This window comes from Acinetobacter higginsii, from assembly GCF_000369525.1.
Lineage (GTDB): Bacteria > Pseudomonadota > Gammaproteobacteria > Pseudomonadales > Moraxellaceae > Acinetobacter > Acinetobacter higginsii.
This window is the reverse complement of record NZ_KB850072.1, coordinates 2203753-2222177: the sequence shown is the minus strand read 5'-3', so window position 1 is coordinate 2222177 and position 18425 is coordinate 2203753. Positions and strand designations below refer to the sequence as shown.

At 42.3% G+C, this 18425-nt stretch carries 14 protein-coding genes and 1 pseudogene; 8 read left to right on the top strand and 7 right to left on the bottom strand.

The window, feature by feature from the left end:
• Nucleotides 1–11 precede the first annotated feature (11 nt).
• The 6 genes from F902_RS16575 to F902_RS16550 all read left to right on the top strand — a co-directional run bounded on the left by F902_RS16575 (nt 12) and on the right by F902_RS16550 (nt 9170).
• A complete protein-coding gene (locus F902_RS16575; protein ID WP_171061097.1) occupies nt 12–971 on the top strand; it encodes a p-hydroxyphenylacetate 3-hydroxylase reductase component in 960 nt (319 codons plus the stop codon).
• A 198-nt stretch (nt 972–1169) separates the two neighbouring features.
• Complete coding sequence (gene feaR / locus F902_RS16570; RefSeq protein WP_005205201.1) at nt 1170–2087, top strand: transcriptional regulator FeaR; 918 nt, start codon at nt 1170–1172, stop codon at nt 2085–2087.
• A 203-nt stretch (nt 2088–2290) separates the two neighbouring features.
• Nucleotides 2291–4606, top strand: coding sequence for a primary-amine oxidase (gene tynA, locus F902_RS16565; protein WP_171061098.1), 2316 nt, complete (start codon nt 2291–2293; stop codon nt 4604–4606).
• Between the two features lie 82 nt (nt 4607–4688).
• On the top strand, nt 4689–5966 hold the full coding sequence (locus F902_RS16560) for a hypothetical protein (RefSeq protein ID WP_005205197.1): 1278 nt from the start codon (nt 4689–4691) through the stop codon (nt 5964–5966).
• A gap of 66 nt (nt 5967–6032) precedes the next feature.
• A complete protein-coding gene (locus F902_RS16555; RefSeq protein ID WP_005205194.1) occupies nt 6033–7640 on the top strand; it encodes a GMC family oxidoreductase in 1608 nt (535 codons plus the stop codon).
• Nucleotides 7641–7682: 42 nt separating this feature from the next.
• Nucleotides 7683–9170, top strand: a complete 1488-nt coding sequence (locus F902_RS16550; RefSeq protein WP_005205191.1) for an aldehyde dehydrogenase family protein — start codon at nt 7683–7685, stop codon at nt 9168–9170.
• Nucleotides 9171–9232: 62 nt separating this feature from the next.
• On the opposite strand, the gene pcaD is transcribed toward F902_RS16550, so the two are convergent.
• From pcaD to F902_RS16510, 7 genes and pseudogenes are all read right to left on the bottom strand, one after another.
• Nucleotides 9233–10012 (bottom strand): 3-oxoadipate enol-lactonase, encoded by a 780-nt coding sequence (gene pcaD / locus F902_RS16545; RefSeq protein WP_005205189.1) that lies wholly within the window; start codon nt 10010–10012, stop codon nt 9233–9235.
• A gap of 10 nt (nt 10013–10022) precedes the next feature.
• Nucleotides 10023–11237: pseudogene (gene pcaF / locus F902_RS16540) on the bottom strand (3-oxoadipyl-CoA thiolase).
• Between the two features lie 472 nt (nt 11238–11709).
• Nucleotides 11710–12363 (bottom strand): 3-oxoacid CoA-transferase subunit B, encoded by a 654-nt coding sequence (locus F902_RS16530; RefSeq protein ID WP_005205182.1) that lies wholly within the window; start codon nt 12361–12363, stop codon nt 11710–11712.
• Between the two features lie 2 nt (nt 12364–12365).
• Nucleotides 12366–13049, bottom strand: a complete 684-nt coding sequence (locus F902_RS16525) for a 3-oxoacid CoA-transferase subunit A (RefSeq protein WP_005205181.1) — start codon at nt 13047–13049, stop codon at nt 12366–12368.
• Between the two features lie 119 nt (nt 13050–13168).
• Nucleotides 13169–14089, bottom strand: coding sequence for a catechol 1,2-dioxygenase (gene catA, locus F902_RS16520; protein WP_005205180.1), 921 nt, complete (start codon nt 14087–14089; stop codon nt 13169–13171).
• Between the two features lie 119 nt (nt 14090–14208).
• On the bottom strand, nt 14209–14499 hold the full coding sequence (gene catC, locus F902_RS16515; RefSeq protein ID WP_005205179.1) for a muconolactone Delta-isomerase: 291 nt from the start codon (nt 14497–14499) through the stop codon (nt 14209–14211).
• Between the two features lie 14 nt (nt 14500–14513).
• The gene (locus tag F902_RS16510) at nt 14514–15623 is read right to left on the bottom strand and encodes a muconate/chloromuconate family cycloisomerase (RefSeq protein WP_005205178.1); all 1110 of its coding nucleotides are present in this window, start codon (nt 15621–15623) and stop codon (nt 14514–14516) included.
• A 104-nt stretch (nt 15624–15727) separates the two neighbouring features.
• Here F902_RS16510 and catM point away from each other — a divergent pair, with 104 nt between their 5' ends.
• Nucleotides 15728–16645, top strand: coding sequence for a cis,cis-muconate-binding transcription regulator CatM (catM, locus tag F902_RS16505; RefSeq protein ID WP_004654826.1), 918 nt, complete (start codon nt 15728–15730; stop codon nt 16643–16645).
• A gap of 290 nt (nt 16646–16935) precedes the next feature.
• On the top strand, nt 16936–18201 hold the full coding sequence (locus F902_RS16500; protein ID WP_005205177.1) for an OprD family outer membrane porin: 1266 nt from the start codon (nt 16936–16938) through the stop codon (nt 18199–18201).
• The last annotated feature ends 224 nt before the right edge of the window (nt 18202–18425 follow it).

Sequence of the window (18425 nt, the reverse complement as noted above, 5' to 3'; positions counted from 1 at the left end):
TTCAGGAGAGAATAATGAATTCACTAAAATCAATGGATGAAATCACAATAGATCCAATGCAGTTCAGACGTGCTTTGGGCAATTTTGCCACAGGTGTCACCATTGTGACCGCGCAAAATGAACAAGGTGAAAAGGTGGGCGTGACTGCCAATAGTTTTAATTCAGTGTCTTTAGATCCACCGCTAATTTTATGGAGTATTGATAAAAACTCATCCAGTTTTCCTGTGTTTGAACAGGCCTCACATTTTGCAGTGAATATTCTATCGGGCTCGCAGATTGAGTTATCCAATAAATTTTCACGCCGTAATATCGATAAGTATGAAGGCACCAGTTATCAGACGGGTTCGGGTCAAGCGCCTATTTTAGACCACTGTTCTGCGGTATTTGAATGTGAACGCCATGAGATTATTGAAGGTGGAGATCACTGGATTATTATTGGTAAAGTGGTACGTTTTCGTGATGAAGGACGCAGTCCGCTGGTGTATCACCAAGGGGCTTATTCGGGCGTGATTCCACATCCGTTATTGCAGTTAAAAGACACCGTTGAAGCTGAAGATATTGGTGAAATGCATCAAGGGCATTTATATAGCAATGTCTGTTATCTGATGAGTCGGGCTTTTAAATTCTATCAAACTGATTATATTCCCAAGCAGCTAGTGACAGGATTCCGCACCAGTGAAGCACGTTTATTATTGGTACTGGGCAGTGGTACTGCGTCGAATAAAGCAGATTTGCCGCGTGATATTGCCATGCCGATGCGTGAAGTGGAGCAGGCAGCGACCATTCTGAAAAAAGATGGTTTGCTGATTGAGAGTGACGGCTTTTTCAAACTCACCGAAAAAGGCAAGAAAACTGCGCATTATCTATTTGATATCGCGGATAGCCATCAAAATGAGGTGTTTGAAAAATATTCTGATGAGCAAAAGGAGACCTTTATCACCATGCTGAGAGACTTTGCTGGTGTAGCATAAGCGGAGTGAAGCTGATAAATTGAGTTCCATTTATCAGCTTTGGACCGAGCTGATTCTAATCAAAAAAGAATTCCAAGGATGAGGAATTTTTGGCACGCAACTTGTTTATTGATCAAACATGATTGCATACAAGCCAAAACAGAGCAGCAGTGCTAAACAACAAACTTTAGCAATTGTGCAGCACAGGGGAGCGAAGGGATGAACCAATATGTGAGTGATGCACTGTTAATGTGGACACATCATATCAAGAATGTGTGCGGCAATTTTGAAACAGATTTTGATGGCACACGGAATTTATTTATTGGTGAAGTGCAATGTTTTTTACTGGGTGATACCGAGATTGCCTTTATTAAAAATAATGCCAATAAAATCGTCCGAAAGGCGGATGAAATCGATCGGGTCAATAATCGTTTCTGTTTTTTGATTTTGCAGAATTCGGGCAAGATGTTGCTGCAATATAAAAATGAAACTTTGACCTTAAATGAGGGTGATATTGTCTTGGTTGATCCCGTCGAAACCATTTCGATGTTTCCACAAGGTTTAGTCAGTCAAATTTCAGTGCATCTGTCACGGGAAAAGTTGCTGAAAGAGAATATTAGTTCTGAATATTTTGGTAAGTTGATCACCCAAAATATGAGTGGTTTTTTGCTTAAGAATATTTTGAAAAATATGTCGCCTGAAAATATCAAGCTTTGGTATGCATCGGAAGATGGTAATGCCTTTGAAGATGCGTTGATTGCCCTCATCAAACCGACCATTAATTATAAAAACATCAATAATAATCAGAATCATCTTTTGGAAAAAGCCGAGCGCTATATTATTGAAAATCTGACAAAACCTGATCTCTCTCCAAAGTTGATTGCTGCACATATCGGGGTATCGTTACGGCATCTGTATCGATTATTTGTGCAAGAAAACCTATCAATTAATAAATACATACAGATCAAACGACTCGAGAAGGTCAAAACAGATCTGTTGGATAAAAGAAACAAGCAGAGTTCGATCACTCAAATCGCGCTGAAATGGGGCTTTTGGGATGGTGCTCATTTTTCAAAGATCTTCAAAAAAACCTATGGCATCTCTCCGAAAGAATTTAGAGAAACGATGTTGGCTTAAACATTTTAGATGTCATTTTTAGACAAGTTCCGCGTCATTCTTGGACAAGCTAGACCCATGCAACTGTGTTGAAATTAAACCAATAAGGGAAGATTAAAGCGCTTCAATCGGCTTGAAATATGAAGTTGATTTTAGCCGCTGCACACAGAGCAAAGAGCATTTTAACGATCTGATACAGATCGCTCAGGGATAGATAAAAAAGGATCAACGTGATGCGTAAACAAAGATTATTCAAAGAGATACAAAAAATACTGGCGTTTAACCTATCCATCGCTGCGAGTTTATGTGGTGTTCATAGCGCCGCTTATGCGCATGGTGAGGCTGCCGAATTGGTGCCACTCTATCAAAACATGAGTGAGCAGGGTGCCAAAGTGGTCAAGGATGACTTCACTAATAGCTATACCATCTCCAAAGGTTCTATAGTGGTCAGAGCCAAACCCAATTCAGATCAGGTCTTGGTGAATGGAAAACCCTTAAAGCTGAGCGTCCCAGTATTAATCCAAGACGGTAAACCTGTTATTGGGAAAGATTTTTTCAATGAAGTATTCCAGTCGGGTTTAGATCAAACCTTTAAAATTGAAAATACCTTTCATCCGCTCAATAGCCTAAATATGGCAGAAATCAAAAAGACCTTTGACGTCATTAATCGCTCAAAATATGCCTATAAAAATATGCGTTTTGCCGAGTTGAAGCTGAAAGAGCCAGAAAAGGCCAAAGTCTGGGATTTCTTTATTAATCATAAAGAGTATAAAGATGACCGTGTGGCGTCATTCATTTTATTGAAAGGCAATCAGGCAATTGAAGGTGAAGTGAACCTGACGACGCAACAGGTTAGCAAATGGAATGTATTAAAAGACACGCATGGCATGGTGTTACTGGACAACTTTGAGACCGTACAGCGTGTGATTGAGGCCAGCAAAGAATATCAGGACGCTTTGCGTAAACGTGGTATCACCGATGTGAAGAAAGTGATTACCAATCCATTAACTGTCGGCTATTTTGGCGGTAAAGATGGTTTAGATAAACAACTGAATGTCTTAAAAGTCGTATCTTATCTGGATACAGGAGATGGTAACTATTGGGCGCATCCGATTGAGAATTTGGTCGCAGTGGTGGATTTAGATAAAGAAAAAATTATTAAAATTGAAGAAGGAGCGATGATTCCTGTACCGATGACAGATCGGCCTTATGCCACCAAGAATACCCAGCCACCGAAAATCAAACCTCTCGATATCAGTGAACCTGAAGGCAAGAACTTTACCATTACAGGACAAACCGTACATTGGGGGAATTGGTGTTTCCATGTCGCACTAGACTCTCGTGTTGGCCTGCAACTTTCAACCGTGACCTATAAAGATAAAGGTGTAAAACGCAAGGTCATGTATGAAGGTAATCTGGGCGGCATGGTGGTTCCTTATGGCGACCCAGATATGGGCTGGTACTTTAAATCTTATCTGGATTCAGGCGAGTATGGCATGGGAACCCTAACCTCAAATATTCAACTGGGTACCGATGCACCAGAAAATGCGGTGTTACTGGATGCAGTGATTGCCGACTACAAAGGCCAGCCACAAATTATTCCAAATGCCATCGCCATTTTTGAGCGTTATGCAGGACCTGAGTACAAACACCAAGAAATTTTTGGTGATCAAGACGCAAGTGAAGCACGCCGTGAACTTGTCGTGCGTTGGATTAGCACAGTGGGTAATTACGATTACATGTTTGACTGGGTCTTTGCCCAAAATGGCGTGATTGGCATTAATGCAGGTGCAACGGGTATTGAAGCGGTGAAAGGCGTTAAAGCACGAACTATGCATGACAGTACCGCTAAAGAAGACACCAAATATGGCACCTTGATTGACCATAATATTGTCGGAACCACGCATCAACATATCTATAACTTCCGCTTAGATATGGATGTAGATGGAGAAAATAATAGCTTTATGCATATGGACCCTGTGGTGAAGGCCAATGACCGAGGTGGTGTTCGTACAAGTTCGATGCAAATTGACAGTAAAGTGATTAGCAATGAGCAAAACGCGGCTGAAAAATTTGATCCATCGACTATTCGTTTACTCACCAATTTCAACAAGGAAAATAAATTAGGCAATCCGGTTTCTTACCAATTGATTCCGTTTGCGGGCGGAACTCACCCAGTGGCGAAGGGTGCTAATTTTGCCCCGGATGAATGGCTATTTAAACGCCTTAACTTTATGGATAAACAAATTTGGGTGACACAATACAATCCAGATGAACGCTATCCAGAAGGGAAATATTCGAATCGTTCAACTCATGACACAGGTTTAGGTCAGTTTATTCAGAACAATGAAAATATTGAAAATAAAGACCTTGTGGTCTGGATGACCACAGGAACCACCCATGTGGCACGCGCTGAAGAATGGCCAATCATGCCGACGGAATGGGTTTATACCTTGATCAAACCTTGGAATTTCTTTGACAACACCCCAACGTTGAACTTGGGTGATGAACAGGAACACGCTCAGCACGAGCATCACTAAAACGCAGATCAAGTGACATGGGTAATCCAAGATTACCCAGAACTGAGCGTTAAGTAGATCGCTGACAAAAAAGGAATTTTGTATGAAAACCTTACTTTCTCAAATCGTGAGAGGGACGCTGCTTGTCTCATGTTTTTCAACTGCATATGCAGGTGAGCTTGAAATTAAACCGATTTTTGAAGCCACTTTTGGTGCTTTTAGTAGTGCTAAAAGCTATAACGGTGAAAACATCGATGACCAGCGGATCAATTGGCAAGAAGGCCATCTTAAATATGGTGCCAAAGGGCAGCAAACTTTTCAAAACCATCAGTTCTATGCCAGTTTAAGCGGGATCAGCTCAGCAACATGGGGTGATGGTGATGCTGGTCAAAACAGTAATGGTCAAGAACATAAAACCGATGTGAATGAATGGGTGATTGGTTTTAAAGATGGTAGCCATAAAGATGAATTGACGACCTATAATTTCAGTATCGGTCGGCAAAATATCATGATCGGTGATGGTTTTTTTGTTGCGGGTGATGCCTTAAATCTGGGTAAAGCACCTGCGGATGGGGCACTCGATCGAGGTGGGGCTTATTATTTGGCAGCTCGTCGCAGCTTTGATTTTACAAGTCTGCTTCAATACAAACCGCAACAAGATACAACGCTAAAACTGGCGTATTTAAAGTCGAATAACAAAGCACAATTTTCATCAGAACTGTTTGTGACGGATCTGATGTATCAGCTTAAAGATAAAGGTGTTGGGTTTACTTATTTAGATGTATTAGATCTTGAAGATGCTGAACAGGTTTCGGGGCGCGAAGATCTTAAAAACTATGCTTTACGTTTGAATTATCAAGTCTTGCCTGAACTGCAACTGAAGTCTGAATGGGTGGTTCAGGATAAACAGGACAGCACGGAAAATGCAGGCTATCTGGGACTGAACTATAACTTCTTATCTACAAAATATACGCCGTCCCTAGGTTATCGTTTCAGCCATTTTTCCGATCAGTACGACCCCATGTTTTACGGCAATACGGTTGGATTTGGAACATGGTTTCAGGGAGAAGTCGCTGGAAACTATGCAGGGCCATTCAATAAAAATGCCGATATTCACCAAGTTTCTTACAGTATTAATTTAAAAGAAAATTTTATGCTGGGTGCATTGGCTTATAAGTTTCAAACCGTAAATAAGTTATTGGCAAATGTGGATGGGCATGAGCTGGATGTGTTTTCAGTCTGGTCAGTCAATAACAAGCTCACCGTTATTCCGCTGATCGGACTATATAAGCCAAAGCATGATATCCACAGTGGTGGCACTCAAAATTATGATGACAAAACCAATTTATATGCCCAGTTGATTCTGCAATACATCTATTAAATCAGTGCGAAGCAGACCGTATTTATTGGCGGTGCATTCATAGAAATAAAATGAGGGTGAAATCAGATGAATACACAATATGACTATATCGTGATTGGTGCTGGCTCGGCAGGCTGTGTGGTTGCAGCACGACTATTAGAAGCCAAGGCTGGGCGTGTTCTCGTTCTAGAGGCAGGAAGTCGAGATAGCAGTATGTTTCATACCATACCTGCCACGGTGGTTAAAGTATTCCAGCAGAAATCATGGCAATACATGACCGTCCCACAAAAGTATTGTAATCAGCGAGAGATGATCCTTGCACAAGGCAAAGTGTTGGGAGGTGGAAGCTCGGTCAACGGGATGATCTATTGTCGAGGTCAACGTCAGGATTATGATTTATGGGCCTCGGAATGGGGATGTAATCAGTGGTCTTATCAACATGTACTGCCTTTTTTTAAAAAGGCAGAAAAAAATGAAAGTCTTGCTGATGAATATCACGGACAAGATGGCATTTTACCTGTCAGTGAAAACCGTTATCGGCATCCTTTGACGCTTGCTTGTATTAAAGCAGGTCAGCAAATGGGCATGAATTACGTCAATGATATGAATGGTTGGGATCAGGCGGGTGTAGGGTTTTATCAAACGACTACTCAAAACGGTTCTCGGGCGAGTACCTCAAAAACTTATTTAAAGTCAGTCGAAAACCACCCAGACCTTACAGTGATTACGGATGCTTTAGTCCATAAAATTGAAACTCAAGGTGATCAGGTTACTGGGGTGACTTATAGTGTTGGCGGAAAATCCCCCATTACTGTACAGGCTCAAAAAGAAGTCATTCTGAGTGCTGGTGCAATTGGCAGTCCTAAGGTTTTATTACTTTCGGGAATTGGTCCAAAACAGCATTTAGATGAACTCGGCATCGAATGTATAAGTGACTTACCTGTAGGTGAGAATTTTCACGACCATTTGCATATGTCGGTTAATGCGACAGTAACAACCAATAATAGTCTGCTCGGTGAAGACCAAGGTTTAACTGCGGTACGACACTTTTTACAGTGGTGTTTTACACGTTCAGGATTGTTAACCACCAACATTCTAGAAGGTGGTGGTTTTATTGACACCAATAACAATGGTCGACCTGATGTCCAATTTCACTTTTTACCTGTGCTGGATAATTTCGATAATACCCCTGGTGAAAAAGACACAGCTCAAGCACATGGACTGACGATTAAAGTCGGACATATACAGCCAAAAGCACGTGGGACTTTACGTTTAAGCAGTAAAGATCCGAATGCAATGCCGATTATTGATCCAAACTATTTAGGCCATCAAGACGATATTGAGGCCAACATTCGTGCGGTACAGGCTGGGCTGCGCTTATTACAACAATCTGCCTTAAAAGCTATTGTCCAAGACATTATTGAGCCTGCAAATATTGATCCTGAGAATGTTGCCGCGATTGATGCATGGATGCGCCAGAACATTAAAACGGTTTATCACCCTGCGGGCAGTTGCAAAATGGGCAATACACCAAAAGATTCAGTCACAGACCAGACGCTTAAAGTACATGGCTTCCAAAATTTACGCGTCATTGACTGTTCGATTTGCCCACAAGTTCCAAGCGGAAATACCAACGCAATTGCCATCATGATTGGCGAGCGTGGTGCTGAATTCATTTTAAATCAGGTCGCTTAATTGCTGTGATTGCAATATTTAGATATTCAAGAGGAAAAAATAATGAGTGAAGTACAGATTCTAGCAAGTGTACAGCAATTTATGGCTCGTCAGCATGGTCACTTTATTGATGGTCAAACCATTCCCGCAGAAACATCAGAACGGATTGAGTTGATTAACCCTGCCACAGAACAGGTGGTTTCAACCATTGCTATCGCGACTCAAAACGAAGTTGAAAAAGCGGTTCAGAGTGCGCATGAGGCCTTTCATCATGCTTGGGCCAATACGTCACCTTATGAACGTGGTTTAAAGTTAAATAAATTAGCTGATTTAGTGGAATTACATGCTGAAGAGTTGGCGCAGTTGGAAACTTTGACTACGGGGAAGTTGATTACTCTGGCTCGGCATTTGGAAGTGGCTCAAACAGTGGTGTTTTTAAGGTATTTTGCGGGCTGGGCAACCAAAATTCATGGGCAAACCATGCAACCCTCAATTCCCTGCATGAATGGAGAAAAATATACAGCCTATACCTTACGGCAACCTGTTGGCGTGGTGGCAGGAATTGTGCCATGGAATTTTTCACTGATGATTGGATGCTGGAAAATAGGTTCAGCATTAACCACAGGTTGCAGCATCGTACTGAAACCAAGTGAATTCACCACTTTGTCATTATTACGTTTGGCTGAACTTGCAATTGAAGCGGGAATTCCAGCAGGAGTGATTAATGTGGTCACAGGTAAGGGGGAGACAGGACAATATTTAATGAATTCACCTTTGGTGAAAAAAGTCTCGTTTACGGGCTCGGTTCCGACAGGCATTGCGATTGGTCAACAAGCGATGAAGAATGATCTTACTCGGGTCAGTCTGGAGCTCGGTGGGAAAAATGCCGCAGCCATTTTAGCGGATGCCAATCTTGATGAAATCCTACCAACCTTGTTACAGGCAACTTTTGTACATCAGGGGCAGGTCTGTGCAGCACCAGAGCGCTTCTTTGTGCATCAGTCCAAATATGATGAATTTGTAGAAAAGGTAACAGGAGCAATTCAACAGATAAAAATTGGTTCGCCTCTGGATGAATCTAGCATGTTTGGGCCACTTTCCAATAAACCACACTTTGAAAAGGTTAAACATTATCTCGACCTTGCACAGCAAAAGGATCAAGTGATTTGTGGTGGTCAAGCCATCCAAGGTATTGGGTATTTTGTAGAACCGACATTACTAAAAGTGCAGGGGATGGATGATCCTTTATTTATTGAAGAAACCTTTGGTCCTGTGGTCGATGTGATTCCTTTTGAAAGTGATGAAGAGTTGATTTCAATGATGAATCAGTCACGTTTTGGTTTAACCGCAAGTATTTGGACAAATGACTTGTCTAAAGCTTTGCGTTTAATTCCTAAAATTGAAGCAGGAACATTATGGGTCAATATGCATACCTTCCTAGATCCATCTGTACCATTTGGCGGGGTGAAAGCTTCTGGTCTTGGTCGAGAGTTTTCTGATGCATTCATTGATGATTATACGGAGCTTAAATCAGTAATGATTCGGTACTAACTTTATGAAGAACATTAAAAAATGGCCGTTTCAGGCCATTTTTTAATAATTGACTTTATCAGTTAATCCGTCAGAAAGTCCTTTAAAATCTGATTGAAGCTTTCTGCCTGCTCAATATTTGAAATATGTGAGGCATTGATTTCGACCAGTTTCGATTGTGGTATCTGTTGTTGCATAAATTGACCATCTGCCACTGTAGTGACAGGGTCTTGCGTCCCTGCAATCACCAAAACTGGAATGTGGATGTCTTTGAGTTGATCACGGACATCCGCCTTAGCCAAAGCCTCACAACAATTGGCATAACCATTTGCGCTGCCAGCACTTAAGTCGTTACACAGATTATTGACAACTGAAGGATGACTTTGGATAAAGGGATCTGTAAACCAGCGTGAAGCTGCTGTGGTAGCGATTGGAACTAAACCCTGCTTTCGAACCAGTTGGGCACGATCCAGCCATGCTTGTTCCTGTCCAATCTTCGCAGCGGTATTACTCACAACTACACGCTGAAAACGTTCTGGATAATGGATGGCAAGCCATTGACCTGTTATTCCCCCCATGGAAATACCACAGAAATTGGCTTTTTCGATCTTTAAATGATCGAGCAGACCAATTACATCTTCCCCCAATTGTTGCAGCGTATATGGGCCTGTTGGTGTTGAAGATGAACCATGACCGCGTGTGTCATAACAAATCACATAAAAGTGTTCTTTAAAATAATTGAACTGCTTTTGCCACATACCATAGTTAGTGCCCAAAGAGTTGGAAAACAGCAGTGCAGGGGAGCTGGGATCGCCAAAAGTTTGATAGTTGATCTGTGCATCGGCGGATTGAAAAACTGACATTCACTCTTCCTTAATTTTGTTCGATACGTTGAATAATCAAGGCAATCCCTTGACCAACACCGATACACATTGAACACAAGGCATACTGGCCTTTGATCTGTTCAAGTTGATTCAATGCGGTGGTGACTAGACGCGCACCCGAGGCACCTAAAGGATGACCCAAAGCAATCGCACCCCCATTTGGGTTGATACGTGCATCGTCATCACTCAAACCTAAATCACGGGTCACTGCTAAAGCTTGTGCGGCAAAGGCTTCATTTAGTTCAATCACCTCCATTTGTTCTAGCGTGAGATTGGCCTGTTTTAGTAATTTCTTAATCGCAGGTGCAGGTGCAAAGCCCATAATCCGTGGTTCAACCCCAACTGTGGTTGCCGCAATGATTTTGGCACGCGGTTTGAGCTGATATTTTTCAACCGCCTCGTCTGAAGCAATCAACAACGCTGCTGCGCCATCATTAATTCCAGAGGCATTACCTGCCGTGACCGTCCCTTCGGCCTTCACCACCCCTTTAAGTTTAGTCAACGCTTCTAAAGTGGTTGATGCACGTGGATGCTCATCCGTATCCACCACAACTGCATCACCTTTACGCTGTGGAATCGTCACTGGGATGATTTCACGAGCAAAGAAGCCCTTAGCTTGTGCAGTTGCAGTACGTTGCTGGCTGTTTAAAGCAAACTGATCTTGATCGGCACGGTTAATATTGAATTGTTCTGCCACATTTTCCGCGGTTTGTGGCATGCTGTCCACGCCATACATTTCTTTGAGTTTTGGATTGATAAAACGCCAGCCCATGGTGGTGTCTTCAATCTTTTGACTACGGCCAAAGGCGCTGTCTGATTTGCCCATCACTTAGGGTGCACGGCTCATACTTTCGACGCCACCTGCAATAATCAAATCAGCTTCATTGGCTTTAATGGCACGTGCAGCCATGGCAATCGCATCCAGTGATGAACCACATAAACGATTCACGGTGGTGGCTGGCACTTGATAAGGTAATCCCGCCAATAAGGCTGACATACGCCCCACATTACGGTTATCTTCACCCGCTTGATTGGCACAGCCATAGATCACATCATCCACTTGTTGCCAGTCGATACTTGGATTGCGTTGTATAAGTGCCTGAATTGGAATGGCTCCCAAGTCATCTGCACGTACTGGTGCAAGACCGCCGGCATAGCGACCAAATGGGGTACGGATGGCATCGATGATATAAGCATTTTTCATAGTCTTACATTTCCATTTCTAAATCTGTTGTGAGCACTGCCATATCGTTAAAGTCTTTTTGAGCATTTATCGATAGTTGATCGTCATTACTCAGTTATGAGTGAACACGACGGAGTCTTATCGTCTTAAATCAAATGCCAGTAGCTCATTCTTGTAACTTTTTTAAAAAAGTGACCAAAAACCTTTGTTACTCAGACACAACTTCCTTGTTGTGCTGAGTAACGGGGCGACATCCTTGTCGCCAATCACGATAGCAACTCTCAATTTATATTCGACTATGTGAAAATCTCGATCTGAGACTTTCCCATAAGCATTTCGCGGCGGCGGCATGGATGCCGCCTGTTGGGCTGTGGTATATGGATATACCATCAGTCCAACAAAGGATTTTTGTTACTTTTTATCCTTAAAAAGTAAGGCAATGCCTATACAAAAAAGCCTCTGCTTTAACCGGTAATTAGTGGCTGTGTAAACATTATCCTTGCGTTGCATCAATCAGCTGAGCACCCGTCAACGCCTGTAACTCCTCAAAGCTCAAACCATCCACTTTCTCAATCACTTTTAAGCCGTCCGTGGTCACATCAATCACACACAGGTCGGTATAAATACGATCGACACATTTCAATCCCGTTGCTGGATATGAAAGCGTTTCAACAATCTTGGGTTCACCTTGCTTGGTATTGTGATCGGTGGTGATAAATACTTTTTTTGCACCGACTGCCAAATCCATCGCACCACCCACCGCAGGAATCGCATCTGCTGCACCAGTATGCCAGTTGGCGAGATCACCATTGGCTGCCACTTGAAAGGCACCGAGTACCGCAATATCCAGATGTCCGCCACGCATCATGGCAAAGGAATCACCATGATGGAAAAAGCTGCCACCAGTGAGCATGGTGACGAATTCTTTACCCGCATTAATTAACTCAGGATCTTCTTCACCTTTGGCAGGTGGCGGCCCGAATGCGAGTAAGCCATTTTCCGAATGCAGGAACACATCTTTATCAGAAGGAAGATAATTGGAAATCTTGGTCGGCAGGCCAATACCGAGATTGACATAAGCGCCATCTGGAATATCTTGTGCGACACGTTCAGCAATCTGGTCACGGCTTAATTTTTGATAGCTCATGTTTATGCTCCTGCGCCAGTCGTCGCATCAACTGCAACCACATGCTGTACAAAAATCCCAGGGGTAATAATGTGTTCAGGATCAAGCTGACCGAGTTCAGCCAGTTCAGAAACCTGTGCAATGGTGACATCCGCTGCCATCGCCATGATCGGACCAAAGTTACGGGCTGATTTGTTATAAACCAGATTGCCCCAGCGATCGCCTTTGTGTGCCTTGATCAGTGCGAAGTCTGCTTTGATTGGGTATTCAAGCACGTAGTCTTTACCATCGATATGGCGGGTTTCCTTGCCTTCAGCCAAAAGCGTACCGAAACTTGTTGGGGTAAATACCGCACCTAAGCCCATTCCAGCAGCCTGAATACGACAGGCCAGATTGCCTTGTGGCACCAGTTCAAGCTCAATCTTGCCTGCACGATACAGTTCATCGAATACCCATGAATCAGACTGACGTGGGAAAGAACAGATGATTTTACGTACTGCCCCTGTTTTAAGCAGTTTGGCCAAGCCATAATCACCATTGCCAGCATTGTTATTGACGATGACAAGGTCTTTAATACCAAGTTCGATCAATCCATCAATCAGTTCAGCGGGTTGTCCTGCGGTGCCAAAGCCACCAATCATGATGGTTGCGCCATCCTTGATCTGTGACAGTGCCTCAGTCAATGTGAGGGTACTTTTATCAATCATAAGGCCAACCTTTTATCCATGTTTTCAAATTTCTATACATACGAATTGCTGTATAAACGGGTATGCATAGAAATTTAAAAACTGTGAGCTAAGGTCTAGCTCACAGTAAATTTGTGGTGTTAAGCACCGACACGACGACGGTCAACTTCGGTAGTTGGCGCACCTGTTTTTTCTGCAACCAATTCAACATTAAAGGTAATGTGTTTGAATGGCTTATTCACACCACGACGAGCAAGTTCAGCTTCATCAGTCACATCAACAGCAGTTGCGACCAAGCCTTCACGCGTTGCAAATGCAAAGTCATCCCATAGGTATTGATCACCTTCAATATTGAACTGCGTGGTTAATTTGCGATAGCCTGGTGCAGACACAAAATAATGTACATGAGAAGGGCGGTTGCCATGACGGCCAAGCAAGTTCAACACAGCTTGTGTGGTCCCTTCTGGTGGGCAGCCATAACCGACAGGCATAGTAGTCTGTGCCACATAGTGACCATTGGCATCAGATAAAATAGTACGGCGTAAGTTAAAGTCAGATTGTGACTTATCAAAGAATGAATAGTTACCGAGGCTGTTGGCATGCCAAACTTCGACTTTAGCACCTTCGATAATATGACCTTCAGGATCAGTGACAGTTCCTTCGATGAATAAGGTATCCACTTTGTCCGATTCAGAACCATCATCCATACGAGCAAAACCGACAGATTCTGGGGCACCAGCCACATAGAGTGGACCTTCAATGGTACGTGGTGTACCGCCAGTAATACCTGCTTTGGCATCTGCTTCATCAGCACGTAAATCTAGATAATGCTCAAGACCTAAACCTGCTGCCAATAAGCCCAGTTCATTGGCTTGACCTGCATCGGTAAAGTATTCCAGACCTTTCCACAGCTCGCTTTGCGAGATGTCCAAATCTTCAATCGCCTGAAAAAGATCACCGAGCAGACGAACCACAATTTGTTGTACACGTGGATTGACTTCACCTGTCGCGGTATCCACATTCATTTTTTTAACCAGTGCATCGATTTCTTGACGGTTCATACATATTCTCCTGAAGTATGATAGTTTTTGGTGGCTCGCGGACTTGCTGTTTTGCTGCTTGCTTGGCTTGCCACATTCCTTGTTCAAATTCTGTTTTTAACTTTATCTACTATGCGCGTTTAGCTGTCATCTTCACGAATGGCTGATGGGTGACGGTTCATCGCCATCACTTCAATATTCATGTAGGGATACAATGGCAACCCCTGTAAAATATTGTGCAGCTCTTCATTGGTTTCCACATCAAAGATACTGATATTTGAGTATTGTCCGGTAATGCGCCAGATATGACGCCATTTACCTTGACGCTGTAAATCTTGTGAATAGGCCTTTTCAACTGCTTTAATTTGATTGGCTTGTTCAACTGGCATATCGAGCGGGATATTTACATCCATTCGTACATGAAAAAGCATGGCAACTCCTTAAATTATTGACGACGTAAGTTGTCGATTTTGTCTTCGTCCAGTTCAATACCGAGACCAGGGCCAGTTGGAATTTTGAGTTCAAAATTGCCATATTGAAGCGGTGTTTTTAAAATTTCTTCCGTGAGTAACAGTGGACCAAACAGTTCCGTACCAGCGGCTAAATTGCTAAAAGTAGAGAAGGCATGTGCGGAAGCAATGGTGCCAACTGGACCTTCCAACATGGTACCACCGTAAAGATCGATCCCTGCCAGATTGGCAATTTTCCCGACTTCACAGGCTTCAATCAGACCACCTGATTGGGCAATTTTTACTGCAAACACTGAGGCGGCATTGCTTTTTGCCAGTTGATAAGCACTTTGCGGACCGGTTAAAGATTCATCCGCCATAATGGCTATATCGAATTTACGGGTCAAACGTTGCATGGCATCAATATTATGAATCGCACACGGTTGCTCAATCAGATCAACACCGCCATCCTGAAGCATTTGAATCCCTTTAATCGCATTCAACTCAGACCATGCACGGTTGACATCGACACGGATCGAAACTTCTGCACCCAATGCTTGTTTAATTGCCAGAACATGTTCAACATCCTGCTCAACGGGGCGAGAGCCGATTTTGAGCTTGAACACATTGTGGCGTTTTAACGCAACCATTTTTTCTGCTTCAGCAATGTCTTTTTCAGTATTTCCCGAAGCTAACACCCAAAGTACAGGAACGCTATCACGTAGGCGCCCACCTAACACTTCACTGAGTGGTAGACCTAAACGTTGTGCCTGAATATCCAGTAGTGCAGTTTGAATGGCACATTTAGCAAAGCGGTTCCCATTGATACTGTGTTGAATGGCCTGTAGGGTCTGAGCCACATTAAAACTGTCCAAAGTTTTTAACAATGGCGAAAAGTAATGCTCAATATTGGTTTTGACACTTTCAGGACTTTCATCTCCATAACCCAAGCCACCAATAGTCGTTGCTTCACCCCAACCAATCAAACCATCTGCTGTTGTCACTTTAATGAGGACTAAGGTTTGGGTTTGCATGGTTGCAACCGCCATCTTATGTGGGCGGATGGTTGGGATCTCGACAAGTAGGGTTTCTATGGATTTATACATCTTTGGTATTTCTTTCGTCCTAAGCTATTTACATACCCTAAATTAATGTAATATCTATAACTAGGCTGAATTTGGTATTTTTAGATACTTAAAAGGTATATTAAATGGAATTAAGACATCTTCGTTATTTCGTGACGGTGGTCGAGGAACAGAGCATTACCAAAGCCGCAGAAAAGTTATGCATTGCGCAACCACCATTAAGCCGTCAGATCCAAAAATTGGAAGAAGAACTCGGAATCCTGCTATTTGAACGTGGTTCGCGACCTGTAAAAACCACAGAGGCGGGGCAGTTCTTTTATCAGCATGCGGTGCAGATTTTGACCCATACCGCCCAAGCAGCTTCCATGGCAAAACGCATTAGCACGGTGAATAAGATCGTACGTATTGGCTATGTCAGTTCATTACTTTATGCGCTATTACCCCAAGTGATTTATTTATTCCGTCAAAATCATCCTGATATTCAGGTGGAGTTGATTGAACATGGCACCAAGGATCAGATCGAAGCGTTAAAGCTGGGTAAAATTGATTTAGGCTTTGGACGTTTAAGAATTAGTGATCCTGCAATTAAACGGATTTTATTACGCAAAGAAAAACTCAAATTAGCCATTCATAAAAACCATCATTTAACTCGCTTTATCGATCAGGGCATTTATCTGTCCCAGATTATTGATGAACCTATTTTTTCTTATCCCGCCACCCAAAAACCGAATTTTTCCACCTTGATTCAATCGATTTTTACTGACTTGGGGCTGGTGCCTAAAGATATGGTCGAGGTACGTGAAATTCATATGGCGCTTGGTTTGGTGTCATCAGGTGAGGGGATTTGCCTGATTCCAGAAAGTGCCAGTGATATTGGTATGAAGAATCTGGTGTATATCCCAATCTTAGATTTAGAAGCCTATACCCCAATTTCATTGGCAGTGCGCAATATGGATCAGAGTCCGTATCTACCGCAGATTTTGGAATGTATTAAGCAGGTATTTGAAGAAGAGGGCATTCCAATTCAACTTGAAGGTGACTAAGTGGATTGAAATGATTCATGAATTTAGAGGCGGTCAAGAAGACCGCTTTTTTAATTGTTGTGAAAATAACCTAAAATTAGACTTAAAAGGTATAACTATATACTTCATTATCTATGGAAAATTACATTAATAATTCAAATAATAAGGTGTGGCCAATATTTGCTCAAATATATCTTTCTGAATTTATGTCAGTTTTAAAGGTATCGGCAAGCATGGTTTCAGTTGTGAGGACGGTCTTAACTCTCAGCGTGAATGAATAAGAATTTCAAATACTCAGGAAAGGATTTCCCATGTTAAAACCAGATACGCTGTATAAAGCACAGCGCGTAGCATTGTATACACTCTTTGGCTGTCTAAATATCAATGTGGCTTATGCAGATTTTTTAGAAGACAGTGAAAAAAGCATTTATCTACGTAATTTTTATTTAGAACGCGATTTCGAAAACACCAATAAAGATCTGGGCAGTTGGTCTCAGGCGATGACAGGACGTTTTGAATCTGGCTATACCGATACACCGCTTCAAGTCGGTTTGGATTTGGGGTTTCAATATGCATTGCGTTTAACCGATCGCTATGATGAACGTCTGGATACCGTATTTAAATATGATCAGCACGAAGGTCGGCAGGAGCGTGATTATTTAAAATTAGGTGTAACTTTAAAATTTAAATATCACAATACTGAATTGAAAGTCGGTGAGCTTTTCCCAAAAACACCGGTACTGTTTATTGATGATTCTCGACAATTGGTCACCACCTACGCGGGTGCAATGCTCGAAAGCAAAGACATTAAAAATTTAAAAGTGTCGGCAGGGCGGTTTACCCATGTGAATGCTCGAGATGACGATGAATATCGAAAATTTACCTTAGGCAACTCGACAGACCCAAACAAAAGAAGTGACGGGCTGAATTTTCTGGGCCTCGATTATAATTTTACCCCTCAGTTAACGGGTTCTTATTGGTTTGGGCAGCTCGAAGATATTTATCAACAACAATATTTGAGTGCGGCCTTTACGGAAACGGTCAACAAAAGCAAGCTTAAAGTGGATGCCCGCTATTTTAACTATAAAGAAGATGGTGATGCTTATTTTGGTGATATTGATGTCCAGTCAATCGGTCTACAGGCCAGTGTGCAAAATGGACCACATACCATTTTGACCGGTCTGCAAAAGCATATGGGTGAGGACAATATTCCCTTATTGAATGGTTATGTGCCACAAGCCTATTTACAGAGCTGGTCTGCAATTGCTTTCTACAAAGCCAAAGAGTTCACTTGGCATGTTTTATATAGTTATGACTTTAAAGAGCAAGGTATCCCTGGGTTAAAACTGACATTACGCTATTTAAATGGTAGTGAAATCTATCGGGAAGGCTTTAAAGATAATAAAGAAACTGAGAAGAATGTGATCGTCAATTACACCGTACCTGAAGGTAAACTTAAAGGTTTAGGCTTTGAATGGCGACATATCCGAGCCGATATTAAATATGGTGCAGGCAATAATCCAGGCACAGATTTTGTCGAAAATCGAATTATGACGACGTATACACATAAATTTTAATTGTCGATTCAATCAAGAATTGAACAGCCTATCTTATTCAAATTCGCGAATAAGATGGGCTTTTTTTTAATCATAATCACAAAAACCTGCAAACACTTAGCTCCACATTTTTCTAAAATTGGACCTTCTATTCGTTATGAAGATTGATTGATCACGTTCCCCCACCTCATAAGCTTTTGTTGTTATTGATAACTTTAAATATGGAGGGATATGAGGTGCCAATG